Here is a 16,281-nt window from a genome sequence, read left to right as displayed (position 1 = left end):
GCGATCGTCCGCCGTCCGCGCCCGACCGCGACTGGCGCGACGCGACGGTGCTGGACGCCGCCGCGATCGGCCTGGCCCAGGCGACCGCGCTCTGGCCCGGCATCTCGCGCAGCGGCGCGGTCCTGGCCGCGTCGCGGGCGCGCGGCTTCTCGCGCCGCTCGGCCGGGCGCATCTCGGCGGCGCTCGCGGTCCCCGTCGTCGGCGGCGCCACGGTCCTCAAGGTCGTGCGGCTGGCCAAGCGCGTGCGCGAGGGCTCGATCGCGCCGGCGAGCCTGGCGCCGCTCTGCGCCGTGACCGTCACCAGCGCCGCATCCGGGCTGGTCGCCGCGCCGATCGCCCGCCGCACGCTCGACGGCCTGCCGCTGGCACCGTTCGCGGCCTACCGGACCGCGCTCGCCGCGGTCCTGCTGTGGACCGACCGCCGCTGGGCGACGGTCCCCGAGCGGCCGCTCTGAGCAACCGGCGCGGGGCGGCCGCGGCACGCCGTCGGGTGGCGCTTCGCGCACGGCCCGCCGTCGTGGCCCGGCCCGCTGAGCCGCATCCCCGCCCGCCGACCTGCCACCATCACACGCGATGAGCGACGCCTACGCTGCCTCCGGGGTCGACACCGACCAGTCAGACGCCGGCGTCGGCGCCCTGGTCGGGGTGCTCAAGACGATCGAGACCGGCAAGCCGTCGCTGTCGGTCCTGGCCTCGGGCCACTACGCGAGCGTCCTGCGGGTCGCGCCCAACCTGGGGATCGCGGTCGCGACCGACGGCGTCGGCTCGAAGCTGATCGTCGCGGAGGAGACCGGCCGCCTGGGCACGGTCGGCATCGACTGCATCGCGATGAACGTCAACGACCTGATCTGCGTCGGTGCCGAGCCGATCGCGATGCTCGACTACCTGGCGGTCCAGGAGCCGGACGCCGCGCGGCTGGCCGCGATCGGCGAGGGGCTGCGGGCCGGCGCGACCGACGCCGGGATCGAGATCCCCGGCGGCGAGCTTGCCGTCCTGCCGGAGCTGCTGCGCGGCCACCCCGATCCCGGCGGCTTCGACCTCTGCGGGACCGCGATCGGCACCGTCGCCCTCGACGAGCTGGTGACCGGCGCCGCGATCACGCCCGGCGACGCGCTGATCGGCCTGCCGTCGAGCGGGATCCACTCCAACGGCTACACGCTGGCGCGCAAGGCGCTGCAGCAGGACGGCGGGCTGGCGCTCGACGACCGCCCGGCCGAGCTCGGCGGCGCGTCGGTCGCCGACGCGCTGCTGGAGCCGACGGTGATCTACGTCCGCGCGGTCGTCGAGCTGCTGCAGAGCGGGCTTCCGGTCCGCGGCCTCAGCCACATCACCGGCGGCGGGCTGCTGAACCTGGTCCGGCTCGGGGCGCTCGACGCGACCGGCGCACCGCACCCCGATGCCGCCGACGGCCCGCGGCTGGGCTTCGCGGTCGAGGACCCGCTGCCGCTGCCTCCCGTGATGACGCTGATCCAGCGCCTCGGCAACGTCTCCGACGCCGAGATGTGGGAGGTCTTCAACATGGGCTGCGGCTTCGTCGCCGTCGTCTCCGAGGAGGACGTCGACGCCGCCGTCTCGATCCTCGGGAAGCGCCACCCCGGCACCCGCCGGATCGGCACCGTCACCGATCGCGGCGGCGAGTGCACCGCGCCCGGTGGCGTGGTGCTGCGCGGCTGAGGCCACGCCGGGTCGGCGACCGGCGGCGTTCGCGCCGGGCCGGGCGCGCCGAGCGCCGCGCAGGCGGCCGCGAACGGCTTCTCGAAGGTCGGTGAAAGATCCGCGGGGGTGCCGGACATCTCTCCTTCGAGTGCCGGGAAGACGTGTGTTCCCGCGCTTTCCACGAGGGCAGTCCCATCCGGCGACGCCACCCCCCAATGCCGGATCGCCCGCGTAGTCCCACACACCAGCCCCGCCAGAGTGGCGCCGACCGGGAGTCCCCACCTCGCCCGGTCGGCGCCCGCGGCGCCCAGGCGGCGGAGTCGTCGCGCAGCGCCCACCGAACCCAGCCACCGTCACGCGACGGATCGAGCCGGGCCCACCGGATCAGGGCCGCGCGCCGACCTCTGCCACGCCCCGCGCAGTGACCAGCACCGTCTGCTCGATCAGGTCGCCGTCCATCATCGGCGAGCGGTCGAGCCGCCGGGTCACGTGCGCGAGCGGCTGCGCGGCCCGCTCGACGAAGATCAGCGTGTCGCGCTGACGGGCGCCCGTGTAGTCGGAGTCGATCGAGACCGACGTGCCCGCCCGCCCGAGCGGGTCGCGCGCGGTGCCGTCGAGCGCGACGCCCGGGATCGTCGCCATCACGTCGAACAGCGCCGCCCGCAGCCGCGGCGAGGATCCGGTCTCCATCAGCAGCGTCGCCGCCTGCTCGAAGATCCCGACGTCGACCGGGACGTCGGACTCGGCGGCGACCCGCCGCAGGATCGCGCGCAGCGCCTCGCGATCGGTCGGCAGGTCGCGCAGGGACGGCAGTCCGTCGGGGCGCTCGCCGAAGCCGACCAGCTGGCCGGGCCCGTAGCGGCGAACGGCGACGCGCGAGCCGGACGCGACCGGCGGGTGCCGGGGATCGCCGTCCATCCGCTGGCGGTCGCGCGGACCGACCGGGCGGATCGGGGCGGTGACCGTGCGGGTGCGCCCGGAGCCGTCGGGCGCGACCCAGGCCTCGATCGTGCTCGGCCGGTAGTAGCTGTACGGCGGCTGGTGGTCGGATGCCCCGAGCAGCAGCTGCTCGAGCTTGGTGTAGGCGATCGGCCCGGTCGCCGGCCGCACCGCCTGCGCGTCGGCCGCGTCGGAGGTCGCGCGCAGGATCCTCGCCGCGTCGGCGACGGCCGGCCCCGAGGAGGAGAGCACGCTCGCGCCGACGATCACCGCGGCGGTCGCGACGCCGCCGCCGAGCGCCACGCGCAGCGGTCGCCGCGGAGCGAACGGCGATCGCGGCGCGGGGTCGCGCGGGGTCGCGAAGATCCGCGCGGGCACCGGCGGGATCGGGTCGAGGCGCAGGGCCGCGACGTCGACCGGGTCGAGGCGCTCGAGCAGCTGGAGGACGGAATCGGTCATCGGGTCTCCATCACGGGAGGGGCGGACGCGGAGTCGCCGGGAGGCGCGTCCGCCGGGTCGGAGGGGTGGTCCAGCAGCTGCCGCAGGCGCTGCTTGGCGCGGTGCAGCCGGACGCTGAAGCGGGGGGCCGCGATGCCCAGGACGGCGGCGGCCTCGCGCGGGGCGAGGCCGTCCCAGACGATCAGGCTGAGGACGTCGCGATCGGACTCGGAGAGGCGGTTGAAGGCGGCCATCACCCGCTCGGTCGCCCGATCGTCGTCGTCGGGCGACGCCGGATCGCGGGCGAAGCGCTCGTCGGGCTCCCGCTCGAGCCGGGCGATCAGGGCCTGGGCGCGACCGCTGCCGCGACGGGCGTTGGCGACCGTCTTGCGAGCGACGCCGAGCAGCCACGGGAGCGACGGCTCGGGCAGGTGCTCCAGCCGCCGCCAGGCGACGAGGAACGTCTCGGAGGTGACGTCCGCGGCAGCGTCGCGATCGTCGATGCGGCGCAGGACGAAGGCGTGGACGGCGCGATGGTGCTCGGCCCACAGGGCCTCGAACCGCTCGCGTGCCGCCTGGTCGTTCACCTCGCTCGCGCCGTCGGGGATCTCACACCTACGTACTGTCCACCAGCGGCCGCGACCTTTCAGCGGCGCGGCGCGCGTCACCGGCCGGCGACCCCGCAGCCCGGCGGCACCCGGGCGTCGAGGTCGGCGGCGGGCAGGTCAGCAGCGGCTGTCGAGGGCGCTCACGAAGACGCTCGAGGCCCGGTTGTTGAAGCTGCCCAGGGTCGACGTCGCCGAGTGGCTGTCGAAGCAGCGCCAGGCGCCGTTGCCGTTGGAGTCCTCGGCCAGCAGCGCGTCCCAGTCGCGACGGTTCTTGACCGAGGCGGTGGTGTCGTTGAAGCCGAAGTCGCCCAGGTTCTGCCAGCGATTGGCGCTGAACTGCCGCAGCCCTCCGCCGTAGTCCGTCAGCGAGTAGAGGCAGACGTAGTCCGCGCTGCAGTCGTCGGCGGCCGCGGCGGCCAGGCCGACCGCGCCGTCGCCGTAGAAGGTCACGTCGGTGTCGGCGGCCGCGTCGCGGGTGTCCTGGTAGGCCTTCAGCCGCTGGATCTCGGGCGGCGCCTGCTCGGCGGTGCCGCGGGGCATGAAGTACACGGTCAGCGCGCGGCGACCGGCCGCCAGCGGCCGTTGGCGGACCTGGTAGTAGCCGGGATCGGATGACGGCGACAGGTCGGCGCCGCTGTCGACGGTCGTCACGGCGGCTGATGGAGCCTCCGTCTCGCCGAGCGGCGGGGCGGCGAGGGCTGATGGGACGAACGCCGACGCGGCGAGCAGGGTGCTCGCGCAGGCGGCGGCGAGGACGGGGAGACGGGTCACGCGACCCTCCTTCGGTTCGGTCGGCCGCGCGGACGGGACCCGCGAGACCGGGGGGTGTACCGGGACCGAACGGTAGGGGCTGGCATACGCCGGCGCAAGCCGGCGGAGCGAGGGCGACGCCGGGCGCGAGACCGCCCTCGACGGTGCAACGAGGCGTGCAGCAGGGGGTAGGTGACCAAGATGGTGCGCCATCCTGCGCCGACAACCGGCAAGATCGTCTCCGTGGATCCCCATCCCACCGTCCCGCGCCCCGATCGGGCCCCATGCCAGCGACCTGACCGCGCCGCCCGTGGGATCCCGTCCCCGCTCGGATCGCCGGGGGAGCGGACGCCGACACGCGCCGTGGCCGCACAATAGGTCCGTCCCCCGGTGACCATCGACGTCGGAACACTGCTCGCGGATCGCTACCGCCTCGAGGCCCAGATCGGCTCGGGAGGGATGTCGACGGTCTATCGCGCGTTCGACACCGTCCTCGAGCGGACGGTGGCGATCAAGCGGATGCACCGCGAGATCGCCGAGCACTCCGAGCAGCTGGAGCGCTTCCGTCGCGAGGCCCGCGCCGTGGCGCAGCTGAACCACCCGCACATCGTGCAGGTGATCGACGCCGGCGAGCACGACGACACGCCGTTCATCGTCTTCGAGCACGTCCGCGGCGAGACGCTCAAGGAGCGGATCCAGCGCGCCGGCCGACTGCCGGTGACCGAGGCCGTCGCCTACGCGATCGAGATCGCCCGCGCGCTCGGCGCCGCCCACGATCGCGGGATCGTCCACCGCGACGTCAAGCCCCAGAACGTCCTGATCAACGAGGAGGGCCTGGCGAAGGTCACCGACTTCGGGATCGCCCGGACGCTGGAGGAGCACGGCCTGACCGCCGACGGCCGGGTCCTCGGCACGACCGACTACGTCTCGCCCGAGCAGGCGATGGGCCACGAGGTCACGGGCCAGAGCGACATCTACTCGCTCGGGATCGTGCTCTTCGAGATGCTCGTCGGGGACATCCCGTTCCACGGCGAGAACCAGGTCGCGGTGGCGATGAAGCACGTCCGCGAGGAGCTCCCGGACGTCCAGGCGCTGCGGCCCTCGGTCGGCGCCGCGCTGGCCGCCGTGGTCGACCGCGCCACGGCCAAGGACCTCGACGTCCGCTACCCCAGTACCGACGACCTGGTCGCCGACCTCGAGGACGTGCTGACGATCGAGGCCAGCCGCCGCGGCGAGGCGACCGGCGAGGCGACCGCCGTCCTGCGCACGCTGCCTCCCCAGAAGCGCCAGCGGCTCAACCTGCGGGTGCGCCGCCGCGGGCTGCTGCTGGTCGCGATCGTGCTGGTGCTCGGGGCGCTCGCCGCGGCCGCGATCCAGCTGCTCCCCGACGCGACCCAGCGCGGCACCGGCCAGCGACCGTCGACCCCGGCCGCCAAGGGCGAGGTGGCGGTCTCGCTCTCGCCCAACGACGCCCACGACTACGACCCGCTCGGCGACAACGCCGAGCACTCGTCCGAGACGGCCCGCGTGCTCGACGGCGACCCGAACACCGACTGGTCGACCGAGCGCTACACCGGCGGCACCCTGCCGAAGCAGGGCGTCGGCATCTACCTCGACGTCGGCAGCGAGACCGTCTCGGCGACGCGGCTCTCGCTGGCCACCTCGACCCCCGGCTGGTCGGGCAAGGTCTACGCGGCCGCCGACGGGTCGGGACCGCCCGCGGGCTTCCCCGACCCGGGCTGGGTCGCGGTCGGCGACATCGAGGACGCCCGCGCCAAGCAGAACGTCCCGCTGAAGACCAACGGAACCCGCTACCGCTACTACCTGGTCTGGATCACGGCCCTGCCCGAGGGCGGCGGCAAGGTCGGGATCAGCTCGCTGAGCCTGCTCCGGCGCCGCTGACCGTGCGGGAGGACCGCCCGGGCCAGGCTAGGGCAGGCCGGCGGCGCTCGTCCGGCGATCGCGCGCGTAGCGGAGGTTGACCAGCGTCAGCAGCAGCGCGCCGATCGCGGCGTAGAGCACCAGCACCCGGATCGGGAAGGCGGTCGAGGCGTCGGGGAAGTAGAGGACGTCGCGCAGCAGCGAGACGCCGGCGCCGGTCGGCAGGTTCTGGCCGAGGTGGTGCCAGAACGACGGCAGGAACTCGGGCGCGCTGCCGCCGCCGGAGATCTGCGACCCGAGCACGAAGTACAGGAGGCTGGTGATCCCGGCGCCGGCCGAGCCGATGATCGAGACCAGGCCCGCGGTCGACGCCGTGACGGCGAGGCTGATCAGCGACACCGCCCCGACCCGCGTCAGGTAGTCGGCGCCGCTGCCGACGCCGAACGCCGCCGCGACGCCGGTGATCACGAACCCGAACAGCAGCGCGTAGAGGACGAGGAAGGTCCACGGCAGGACCCCGCGGCGCAGGTCGGCCCGGAAGCCGGGGACCAGCCGCCCGAGTCCCAGGACCCCGATCGAGCCGCCGAGGGTGATCACCTGCAGCAGCAGCGCGATGCTGGCGCCGCCGGCGTCGTCCTTCGGCAGCGGCGCGACGTCCTTGATCCGCGGAGCGCCGTCGGGCGTCGCCGCCCCCAGCGATCCGCGCAGGAAGTTCGCCACCTGGTTGCTGGCCGCCGAGGCGATGATCAGGCGCCGCACGCCGCCGCCCTGCGACGGCACGATCGCGCCGTAGATCCGCCGCTGCGCGATCAGCCGCGCGGCCTCGCCGGTGCTGGCGACCGGCCGCACCCGCAGGGCTCCGGCGGAGCGCTGCTCGAGCGCCTGCGCCGCCGCCGGCGGGCCGACGACCGCGACCGGCAGGTGCCGCGCCCGCGGGCTGTGCCCGATGCTCAGGAAGGCCGCGCCGAGCACCAGCGCCAGCGCCACCCCGACGGCCGCCAGCAGCGACGCGAAGCGCCAGAACCGGCGACCGGCGAGGCCGTTGGCGGCGTCGCCATCCGGCGTCGCAGGGACGGTCGGGGTCGGCGCCCCGGCCGGCTCGTCGATCGGGGCGGGGGGCTCCTCGGCGGCCATGGCCGCGAGTATCGCGAAGCCTCAGGACGCGGACTGGCGCGCCCCGCCGGCGGCTGGCGCGTCGGCGATCAGAAGGCGTGCGCCCGCTCACGGGCGAAGCGCTCGGCGGCCAGCTCCACCAGCCGCGAGACCAGGTCGGGGTAGGCGACGCCGCTGGCCTCCCAGAGCTTCCCGTAGACCGATGTCTCGGTGAACCCGGGCAGCGTGTTGAGCTCGTTCAGGAGCACCGTCTCGCCGTCGACGAAGAAGTCGACGCGGGCCAGGCCCTCGACGCACGAGAGCGTGAACGCGCGGGCGGCGATCTCGCGCAGGGTCGCCTTCGCCGTGTCGCTGATCGGGGCCGGGACCCGCAGCTCCATCCCGCCCGGCGTGTACTTCGCCTCGTAGTCGTACCAGGCGTCGGGATCGTCGCTGGTGAGGACGATCTGCCCGACCTCGGAGACCTCCGGCGCGGCGCCCGACCCGAGCACGGCCGTCTCGGCCTCGATCCCGGTCGCCGCCGCCTCGACGATCACCCGCGCGTCGTGGCGGAGGGCGCCCTCGATCGCCGGCGCGACCTCGTCGGCCGTGTGGGCGGGCGCGATCCCGACCGACGAGCCGAGCCGCGACGGCTTCACCCAGACCGGCAGCCCGAGCCCGGCGACCCGCTCCAGCACGGCGTCGCGGTCGGCGTCCCAGTCGGCGGCCTGGACCGCCTCGTAGTCGACCTGCGGGATCCCGGCCGCGGCCATCAGGTCCTTCGAGATCAGCTTGTCCATGCAGACGGCCGAGCCGAGCACCGGTGCCCCGACGTAGGGGACGTCGAGCAGCTCGAGCAGGCCCTGGACGGCACCGTCCTCGCCGAACGGGCCGTGCAGGACGGGGAAGGCCACGTCGCAGTCGAGCAGGCCGGCGCCCGGGGTCAGGGTGACGGTCCGGCCGTCGTCGGTCGTCCATGCGCCCTCCCGGGTCAGGTGGACCGGGACGACCTCGTGGCCGGCGCTGCGGAGGCCGTCGGCGACCGACGCGGCCGACCGCAGCGAGACCTCGTGCTCGGACGAGCGACCACCGCCCAGGACCGCCACCTTGCTCATGCACGCCTCGTTCTGTCGTCGCCTGCGGCGGACCAGGCGATCACGCGCAGGATCCAGCCGCCCAGTTCGCTCGGTCCGGCGCCCGCGGACCGCGACCCGGCCGGCAGGGCGCGCAGGGCCACCGGCGCCGTGCGCACGCTCGCGCCGGTGGCGACCGGCGAGCGACCGCCGCCGGGGTCGGTCGTCGACGCGCCGGCGCCGTTGTCGCTCGGGTTGGTCGTCGTCGTCGGCTGGAACTTGCCGATCTGCAGGTCGATGATCGAGTTCTTGGGGACCTTGCGGTTCCGCGGGAACTGGTTGACGACCTTGCCGTCGAGCGCCTCGTCGGTCACCGAGACCGTGGTGTAGCGCGGCCTCAGCCCCGCGTCCTTGAGCGCCTTGTCGGCGTCCGCCCGCGTCTGCTTCTCGACGTCGGGGACCGTGACGTCGGTGTTGGCCGGCGGGTTCGGCTCGTCGGCGGGCTTCTTGGCGACGGTCAGGCGAACGGCGCTGCCCTTCGCGACCATCGTCTTGGCGGGCGGGTTCTGCGCCGTGACGTCGCCCGGGGTGGCGGTGGTGCTCTCGCTCTCCGTGACATCGGCGGTCAGGCCCTGGGCCTTGATCGCGGCCTCGGCCTCGGCCCGCGTCCGGCCGACCACGTCGGGGACCTCGACCTGGTCCTTGGCCGTCGGGACGCCGCTCGACACGATCAGCTGGATCTGCGACGTCGGATCGACCTGGACGCCCGCCTCCGGCTGGGTCTCGATCGCCTGGTCGGCCGGGATCGTCTGGCTGGACTGCTCGCGCTGGAGGATGTTGGCGTCGGCGAAGCCGGCGTCGCGCAGCTTCTGGCGGGCGGCCGCCGCGCTCAGCCCGTCGACCACCGGGACCGTGATCTGCTTGCGGCCCGCGGAGACCGAGATCAGCACGGTCGAGCCGTGGCGGACGCGGCGGGGCGCGCGCGGGTCCTGGCGGAAGACCTGGCCCTTCGGCGCCTCGTCGAGCACGCTCTCGGTCTTGACCTTGAAGCCCCGCTCCTCGAGCCGCTGCTCGGCCTTGGCCTGGCTGATCCCGATCACGTTCGGGACCGTCTCCATCCGGCCGAAGATCAGGTAGCCGATCAGCGCCAGCGCGACCAGCGTCGCGAGGGCGACCGTGATCGTCCACGCCCGGCGGCGGCGCTGGCGGGCCTCGGCCTGCTCGCGGGCCTCCTCCGGCGCGACGCCGGCGGGCACCGCCATCCCGGCGGCGGGCTGCAGCCAGCCGCCGGTCGGCTGGTCGACGCCGTAGCCGCGGGCGCCGGTGGTGAAGGTGCCGCGCTCGGGCTCGGGCGCGCCGGAGACGATCCGGTGGCGGACCTGCTGGAGCGCGCCGATGAACTCCTCGGCATCGGTGAACCGCTCGTCCGGCGCCTTGTTGAGCGCCCGCATCACGACCGCCTCGAGATCCGCGGGGACCTCGGGGTTGACGATCGAGAGCGCCGGCGGCTCCTCGTTGACGTGCTTGAGCGCGATCGCCACCGGCTGGTCGCCGTCGAACGGCAGCCGGCCGGTGAGCATCTCGAAGAGCACGACGCCGACCGCGTAGAGGTCGGCCGCCGGCGTGATCGGCTGGCCCGACGCCTGCTCCGGGGACAGGTAGTGCGCGGTGCCGACGATCATGCCGGTCTGCGTCATCTGCAGGTCGTCGACGGCGCGCGCGATCCCGAAGTCGGCGACCTTCAGATCGCCGTCGGGGCCGACGAGGACGTTCTGCGGCTTGATGTCGCGGTGGACGAGGCCGCGGCGGTGGGCGTAGCGCAGCGCGTCGAGGACCTGGCTGATCTGGTCGATCGTCTTGACCGGATCGAGCGGCGCCTGGTCGCGGATGACGTCCTTCAACGTCACCCCGTCGACCAGCTCCATCGCCATGTAGGGGATGCCGTCCCAGTCGCCGCGGTCGAAGACCTGGACGATGTGGGGGTGCTGGAGCCCGGCGGCCGACTGGCTCTCGCGGCGGAAGCGGGCGACGACCTGGGGATCCTCGGCGAGCTGCTCGTGCAGCACCTTGAGCGCGACGTGACGGCCCAGCTGCAGGTCCTCGCAGGCGAAGACGTCCGCCATCCCGCCGGTGCCGATCCGTCGCTCGACCCGGTAGCGGGCGTCGATGGTCTGTCCGGTCCGATTCATGGCCTGCTCCGAAGGATGCCGCTCCGTGAACGACGCCGCGTCATCGTCCCGCTCCGCTCTGCAGCGCCGCCTGCATGACCTGCTTGGCGATCGGCCCGGCCACCGGCCCGCCGAAGCCCTGGGTGTTCTCGACGACGACCGCGACCGCGACCTTGGGGCTCGACAGCGGCGCGAAGCCGATGAACCAGAGGTCGTTGAGGCCCTTGGCGATGTTCAGCTCGGCGGTGCCGGTCTTGCCGCCGACCTGGACGCCGCCGCTGAGCGCCGCGGCGGTGCCCGTGCCCTCGTTGACCACGTCGCCCATCATCGATCGCAGGTCGGACGCGGCCCCGCTGCTCATCACGCGCCGGTAGAGCTGCGGATCGACCGTCTTCTGCACGCGACCGTCGGCGTCGACGACCCGGTCGACGAGGTGCGGCTTCATCAGCCGGCCGCCGTTGGCGACCGTCGCCGCGACCATCGCCATCTGCAGCGGCGTGACCTGCAGCTTGTCCTGGCCGATGCCGAGCCGGGCGACGTCGACGAAGCGGCTGGTCGCCGGGATGAAGCGGCCGCGCTTCTTGCCGGCCAGGAACTCGCCGGACGGCCGCATCTGGTCGGCCGGGTAGTCGAGCGGCGGCAGGTCGCCGAAGCCGAAGCGCTTCATGTAGCGGTCCATCGTCGCCTTGCCGAGGTCGCTGGCGACGTTGGCGAAGGCGGTGTTGACCGAGTGGGTCAGCTGGGTCCGCAGCGGGGCGCTGGGATAGCTCTCGCCGCCGGAGTTGTTCAGCACGTGGCCGCTGAAGCTCTGGGCGTTCGACCCGTCGATGATGGTGTCGGGCGTGTACTTGCCGCTGTCGAGCGCCGCCGCCGCGGTCACGACCTTGAAGGTCGACCCCGGCACGTAGGCGTCCTGGGTGGCGCGGTTCGTCAGCGGGTGCGTCCTGCTCAGCTGGTTGAGCTTGGAGAAGTAGTCGGGGCTGGTGCGGGCCTTGTTCGGGTCCCAGCTGGGGACCGAGACCATCGCCAGCACCTTGCCCGTGCTCGGGTCGAGCGCCACGACCGAGCCGGCGCGCCCGGCGAGGCCGTTGATCGCCGCCTGCTGGACGCTCGGCTCGAGCGTCGTGCGGACGTCGTCGCCGCGCTGGTCGCCCTTGATCAGCTTGTCGACGGCGGTCGCCAGCTTGACCGCCTTGCCCGCCAGCCAGTCGTTCTGCGAGCGCTCCAGCCCTGAGAGCTGGCCGAGCGTCGTGTCGCTGAAGCCGACCGGCGCCACGTAGGCCTGGCCCTTGGGGTAGCGGCGCTTGTAGGACTTGACGTTGGTGTCGCGCGAGCGCTGCTGGACGCTGCGCGCCAGGACGCTGCCGTCGGCGGCCAGGATCCGGCCGCGGGGGACGCGCTCGGAGCGGATCAGGTCGCGGCGGTTGAGGGCGTTGTCGCGCAGGCTCTCGTCGCCGAAGACCGTCCACCTCGACGTGAACGCGATCAGCAGGCCGAAGAGCAGGACCGTGACCAGGAAGAGGTTCCGGATCTGCGTGTTCACGTCGGCCTCCGGGCGTCCTCGGAGACGCGCAGCAGCAACGCGAGCAGCACGAAGTTGGCCATGATCGACGAGCCGCCGTAGCTGACGAACGGCAGCGTCACGCCGGTCAGCGGGATCACCTTGGTGACGCCGCCGACGATCACGAACACCTGCAGCGCGAAGACCGCGGTCAGGCCGGTCGCCAGCAGCTTGCTGAACGGGTCCCGGGCGAGGATCGCGACGCGGAAGCCCCGGTGGACGAACAGCAGGTAGGCGAGGATGATCGCCGACGCCCCGAGCAGCCCGGTCTCGTTGGTGATCAGCGCGTAGATCATGTCGGTCTGCGACGCCGGCAGCAGCGGCGTCGTGACGTCGCCGCCGCTCGAGATCGTGGTCCCGATCTCGGCCTGGCCGAAGCCGCGCCCGAAGAGCCCGCCGTCGGCCTGGGCGAACAGCGACTGCGCCAGCTGGTAGCTGGTGCCGTACTCCGGCGGCCGCGGCGTGACGTCGGCGGCCCCGAACAGGATCGGGTCGAACGGGTGCCGCCAGGCCGCCACGCGATCCTGCACGTGACCGACCTTGCTGCCGACCAGGTAGGCCCCGGCGGCGAACGCCCCGATCCCGATCAGCGGGAACCGCAGCTTGCCGGTCGCGACGTAGATCAGGGCCAGGAACGCCCCGAAGAACATCAGCGACGAGCCGAGGTCGCGGATGAAGATCAGGAGCAGCATCGCGGTGCCCCAGATCGCCAGCAGCGGGCCCAGGTGGCGCAGCGGCGGCAGGCTGACGCCGAGCACCTTGCGACCGCCGTGGATCAGCACCTGGCGCGTGTCGCGCAGGTAGCTGGCCAGGAAGATGACGATCCCGATCTTCGCGAACTCGGCCGCCTGGAACGACAGCGGGCCGATCTTGATCGACAGGTAGGCGCCGTTGGTCGCCTGGCCGATCAGCGGGAAGCGCGGCAGGATCAGCAGCACGATCGCGCCGAGGGCGATCGTGTAGCGGTAGCGCTCCAGCTGGTGGTAGTCGCGCAGCGCGAACATCGTCGCGGCGAAGAGGCCGAGCCCGATCACGAACCAGAGCGCCTGCGAGCGGGCGAAGCTCTCGTCGATTCGGTACAGCTCGACCAGGCCGAAGCAGGCGACCAGCGCCACCAGCGGGAACAGGAACGGGTCGGCGTTGCGGGCGGTGAAGCGGATCACCAGGTGGCCGACCAGGCACAGCGCCAGGAACGCGCCGCCGTAGATCAGCGACGTGTTGCCGACGAAGTCGCTGCGCTTGAGGAAGATCGCGGTGAAGCCGGCCGTGATCAGCAACGCCGACGGCAGGAGCGCGAGCGCCTCGCGCGTGCGCGGCTTCACGGCTTGACGACCTCGCCGCGCTCGAGCTTCGACACCAGGTCGTTGGCATCGGCGAGCGAGCGCAGCCGGTGATCCAGCAGCCGCTCGCGCAGGCGCGGATCGACCTCGTCGACCGGCACCGACGACGGGTAGTTCACCGAGTACAGGTGGATCCCGCCGGGCAGGTCGTAGGGCAGGCCCCGGTAGACGGTGACGAGCCCCTTGTGGGTGCCGACGAAGTAGACCGTCTGCGAGGCGAAGTAGCCGCCGATCAGCACGCAGAGCAGCAGGAACAGGACGATGAAGGGCCCCGCCCGGACGCCGCGGCGCTTCTTCGCCGCCGGCCGCGGCTGGCGCGGCCCGGAGACCTCGCCGGCGTGGTGGACCTGGCCCGGGCCCTCGGCGTCCTCGTCGGCTTCGCCGTCGGGCGCGACCGGATCGACGCGCGGCAGCACCGCGGTCGCCTGCTCGTGGGTCGCCGTCGGCTCCTCGCCGGTGGTGCGCCCGCCGCCGAAGCCGGCCGCGTCCTCGACCCGGAACAGCAGCACGGTGATGTTGTCGCGGCCGCCGGCGGCGTTGGCCGCGTCGACCAGCATGTCGACCTGCTCGGCCAGCGTCCGCGGCGCGACGAGGATCTCCTCGATCTCGTCCTCGGCCAGCATCGCCGTCAGGCCGTCGCTGCAGACCAGGTACAGGTCGCCCGAGTCGACCGGCAGCACCTCGGAGTCGACGGCGACCTCGGACTCGGGGCCGAGCGCGCGGGTGATGATCGAGCGCTGGGGGTGCTCGAGCGCCTGCTCCGGCGTCAGGCGGCCCTGGCGGACCAGTTCCTCGACCAGCGAGTGGTCGCGGGTCAGGCGGGTCAGCTGCCCGTCGCGCAGGCGGTAGAGCCGGCTGTCGCCGACGTGGACGACGACCAGGTTGCCGGTGTCGACGTAGGCGGCGGTCAGCGTCGTGCCCATCCCGGCCCGGCGCTGGTCCTTCTGGGCCCGCTCGTGGATCCGCCGGTTGGCCTCGACCACCTGGTCGGTCAGCCGCTCGGCGACGGTCCCGGTGCCCTCGCCGAGCCCCTCGCGCAGGACCTCGACGGCGACCCGCGAGGCGACCTCTCCGGCCTGCGCGCCGCCCATCCCGTCGGCGACCGCGAACAGGGGCGACCGCGCCACGAACGAGTCCTCGTTGTGGGGGCGCTGGCGGCCGGTGTCGGTCCGCTGGGCGTGTTCGGCGACGCGAAGCACTAGGTCTCAGTCATCCAGGTACGTGAACTCGGTGTCGCCGATCCTGATCCGGTCGCCGAGCTGCAGCGGCTGCGGGCCGGCGAGCGGCTCCTCGTTGAGGAAGGTCCCGTTGGTCGAGCCCAGATCCTCCACGATCACCACCCCTGCCTGTCGCACCAGCCGCGCGTGCTTGCCGGACGCATAGGCATCGTCGATCTTGATGTCTACCTGGCTTCCGCGCCCGATGACGGCCCCCGGCCCGATGTCGTACTCGTCGCCGGGCTGATGGCCGACCGCGCGCTCGACCCGCAGGCGCGGCTCGCCGCCGGCCGTCGGGGACAGCCCGCCGGCGTCGGCGAGGCCCGGCGCGACCGCTCCGACGGCACCGCGGCTGAGGTCGGCGACGCTCGACCGCGCGACCCACGCCAGGAACAGGTAGAGGACGGCGACGATCCCGAACTTGAGCGCGACCGAGACCGGCTCGACCAGGTCCGCGAGCGGCAGCGCGGTCATCGCGCCGCCTCCACCCGCAGGACGACGGTGCCCAGCTCGATCGTGTCGCCGGGCTCGAGCGCGGCGCGAGTGCCGGGGGTCGCGACGACGCCGCCGATCCGGACCCCGTTGGTCGACCCGAGGTCCTCGATCGTCCAGCCGTGGGCGCCGGGGCGGATCTCGCAGTGCCGGCGCGAGACCTCGGCGCTGGCGATCACCAGGTCGCACTCGCGGCTGCGACCGATCGTCCCACCCTCGCGCGGGAGGACCTCTCGGCGGCCCTCGAGGATCACGGCCAGCTGCGACGGCGCGCCCCCGACCCCGCTGTCCGGCCCGCGATCGACCGGCGCCCGCGCCGCGGACGGCTGGCGCCCGACGGAGGCCGACGGCCCGGTCGGCTGGCGCGGAGAGACGACCGGCGGCCGGCGCGGCTCCTCGACCCGCGGCGACGGCGCGCCACCCGCGGCGGCATCGGCCGGCTCGTCGTGGAGGGCCGCGACGCCGTAGCGGCTGACCGGCAGCTCGTCGCCGCGGTGGAAGCTGACCTGCGGCGTCTGGGCCAGCGCGAACCGCTGCTCGCGAGCGTGCACGAGCAGGTGGTTGGACAACTCCTCGTTCAAGGTCGGCCCGAGCGCGGTGATCCGCTGGTGATCGGTGGGGGAGAGGTACACGTCGTAGCGGTGGGCGACCCAGGTGCGGTCCAGGCCCTGGCGCCGCGTGGCTTCCATCTCCCGGACGAGCCCGCGCGCGAGCTCAGCGGGGGTGACCTCGCTTCGGAACAGCCGACCGAAGGTCCCCTCGACCAGGCCGGCAAGCTTGCTCTCGATGTCGCGCAGCACGTGAGACTCAGGCTCGGTCACCGGATGCTACGGGGTGCGGCGCTCGCGCCGGGCCCCCCTCCGACGACCTGCGGCCCGCGCCACGGCTCCCCGCTCCGACCGCGCCGATCGCGATCGCCGCCAGGCAGGCGAGCACCGGGGCGGCCGGGCCCCCGCTCGGACCGCCGGCGACCGCCACCACCGGGGGCACCGCCGCGGCTGCCAGCGCGGCCGCTCCGGACAGCACCACGACGCCGGCCAGGATCCGGCGGTGGAGGGCGGCGGCA

General features: G+C 73.8%; 14 protein-coding genes and 1 pseudogene. 3 read left to right on the top strand and 12 right to left on the bottom strand.

Going from position 1 to position 16,281, the window contains the following annotated elements; genetic code table 11:
• Together PAI11_RS02235 and purM are read left to right on the top strand one after the other, a co-directional pair.
• Window positions 1-455 (top strand): undecaprenyl-diphosphate phosphatase (locus PAI11_RS02235; RefSeq protein WP_138974056.1); only part of this gene is annotated, 455 nt, incomplete at its 5' end.
• A gap of 118 nt (window positions 456-573) precedes the next feature.
• Window positions 574-1,674 carry a phosphoribosylformylglycinamidine cyclo-ligase gene (purM, locus tag PAI11_RS02230; protein WP_007570400.1) on the top strand — a complete coding sequence of 367 codons (1,101 nt, stop codon included), beginning with the start codon at window positions 574-576 and terminating at the stop codon, window positions 1,672-1,674.
• A 366-nt stretch (window positions 1,675-2,040) separates the two neighbouring features.
• Here purM and PAI11_RS02225 read toward each other — a convergent pair whose 3' ends face one another.
• The 3 genes from PAI11_RS02225 to PAI11_RS02215 form a co-directional block, all read right to left on the bottom strand.
• Window positions 2,041-3,054 carry a CU044_5270 family protein gene (locus tag PAI11_RS02225; protein ID WP_007570399.1) on the bottom strand — a complete coding sequence of 338 codons (1,014 nt, stop codon included), beginning with the start codon at window positions 3,052-3,054 and terminating at the stop codon, window positions 2,041-2,043.
• Entirely contained in the window at window positions 3,051-3,620 is a 570-nt protein-coding gene (locus tag PAI11_RS02220; protein ID WP_007570398.1) for an RNA polymerase sigma factor, read from the bottom strand. Before PAI11_RS02220 ends, PAI11_RS02225 begins: the two co-directional genes overlap by 4 nt.
• A 138-nt stretch (window positions 3,621-3,758) precedes the next feature.
• Entirely contained in the window at window positions 3,759-4,412 is a 654-nt protein-coding gene (locus PAI11_RS02215; RefSeq protein ID WP_040597778.1) for a peptidase inhibitor family I36 protein, read from the bottom strand.
• Window positions 4,413-4,781: 369 nt separating this feature from the next.
• Between PAI11_RS02215 and PAI11_RS02210 the strand changes: the two genes are divergently transcribed.
• Window positions 4,782-6,293 carry a protein kinase domain-containing protein gene (locus PAI11_RS02210; RefSeq protein ID WP_007570395.1) on the top strand — a complete coding sequence of 504 codons (1,512 nt, stop codon included), beginning with the start codon at window positions 4,782-4,784 and terminating at the stop codon, window positions 6,291-6,293.
• 27 nt (window positions 6,294-6,320) lie between these two features.
• Here the strand turns inward: PAI11_RS02210 and PAI11_RS02205 are convergent, their stop codons facing one another.
• The 9 genes and pseudogenes from PAI11_RS02205 to PAI11_RS27730 form a co-directional block, all read right to left on the bottom strand.
• Window positions 6,321-7,406, bottom strand: coding sequence for an ABC transporter permease (locus PAI11_RS02205; protein WP_007570393.1), 1,086 nt, complete (start codon window positions 7,404-7,406; stop codon window positions 6,321-6,323).
• 68 nt (window positions 7,407-7,474) lie between these two features.
• Window positions 7,475-8,479 carry a D-alanine--D-alanine ligase family protein gene (locus PAI11_RS02200; RefSeq protein WP_007570391.1) on the bottom strand — a complete coding sequence of 335 codons (1,005 nt, stop codon included), beginning with the start codon at window positions 8,477-8,479 and terminating at the stop codon, window positions 7,475-7,477.
• Window positions 8,476-10,626 (bottom strand): Stk1 family PASTA domain-containing Ser/Thr kinase, encoded by a 2,151-nt coding sequence (pknB, locus tag PAI11_RS02195; RefSeq protein WP_007570389.1) that lies wholly within the window; start codon window positions 10,624-10,626, stop codon window positions 8,476-8,478. The genes PAI11_RS02200 and pknB overlap by 4 nt, the downstream gene beginning before the upstream one ends.
• Before the next feature lie 40 nt (window positions 10,627-10,666).
• The gene (locus PAI11_RS02190) at window positions 10,667-12,148 is read right to left on the bottom strand and encodes a peptidoglycan D,D-transpeptidase FtsI family protein (protein WP_007570387.1); all 1,482 of its coding nucleotides are present in this window, start codon (window positions 12,146-12,148) and stop codon (window positions 10,667-10,669) included.
• Window positions 12,145-13,488, bottom strand: coding sequence for an FtsW/RodA/SpoVE family cell cycle protein (locus PAI11_RS02185; protein ID WP_007570385.1), 1,344 nt, complete (start codon window positions 13,486-13,488; stop codon window positions 12,145-12,147). Before PAI11_RS02185 ends, PAI11_RS02190 begins: the two co-directional genes overlap by 4 nt.
• Window positions 13,485-14,705 (bottom strand): Stp1/IreP family PP2C-type Ser/Thr phosphatase, encoded by a 1,221-nt coding sequence (locus PAI11_RS23780; RefSeq protein WP_007570383.1) that lies wholly within the window; start codon window positions 14,703-14,705, stop codon window positions 13,485-13,487. The genes PAI11_RS02185 and PAI11_RS23780 overlap by 4 nt, the downstream gene beginning before the upstream one ends.
• A gap of 6 nt (window positions 14,706-14,711) precedes the next feature.
• Complete coding sequence (locus PAI11_RS02175; protein ID WP_007570381.1) at window positions 14,712-15,197, bottom strand: FHA domain-containing protein; 486 nt, start codon at window positions 15,195-15,197, stop codon at window positions 14,712-14,714.
• Window positions 15,194-16,036 (bottom strand): FhaA domain-containing protein, encoded by an 843-nt coding sequence (locus PAI11_RS02170; RefSeq protein ID WP_081488205.1) that lies wholly within the window; start codon window positions 16,034-16,036, stop codon window positions 15,194-15,196. Before PAI11_RS02170 ends, PAI11_RS02175 begins: the two co-directional genes overlap by 4 nt.
• Window positions 16,023-16,281: pseudogene (locus tag PAI11_RS27730) on the bottom strand (hypothetical protein); the annotation flags it as partial. The pseudogene PAI11_RS27730 and the gene PAI11_RS02170, both read right to left, overlap by 14 nt.

The organism is Patulibacter medicamentivorans, from assembly GCF_000240225.1.
Classification (GTDB): Bacteria; Actinomycetota; Thermoleophilia; order Solirubrobacterales; family Solirubrobacteraceae; genus Patulibacter; species Patulibacter medicamentivorans.
Note: the sequence above shows the minus strand (reverse complement) of the source record. Positions and strands in the feature narration are given on the sequence as shown.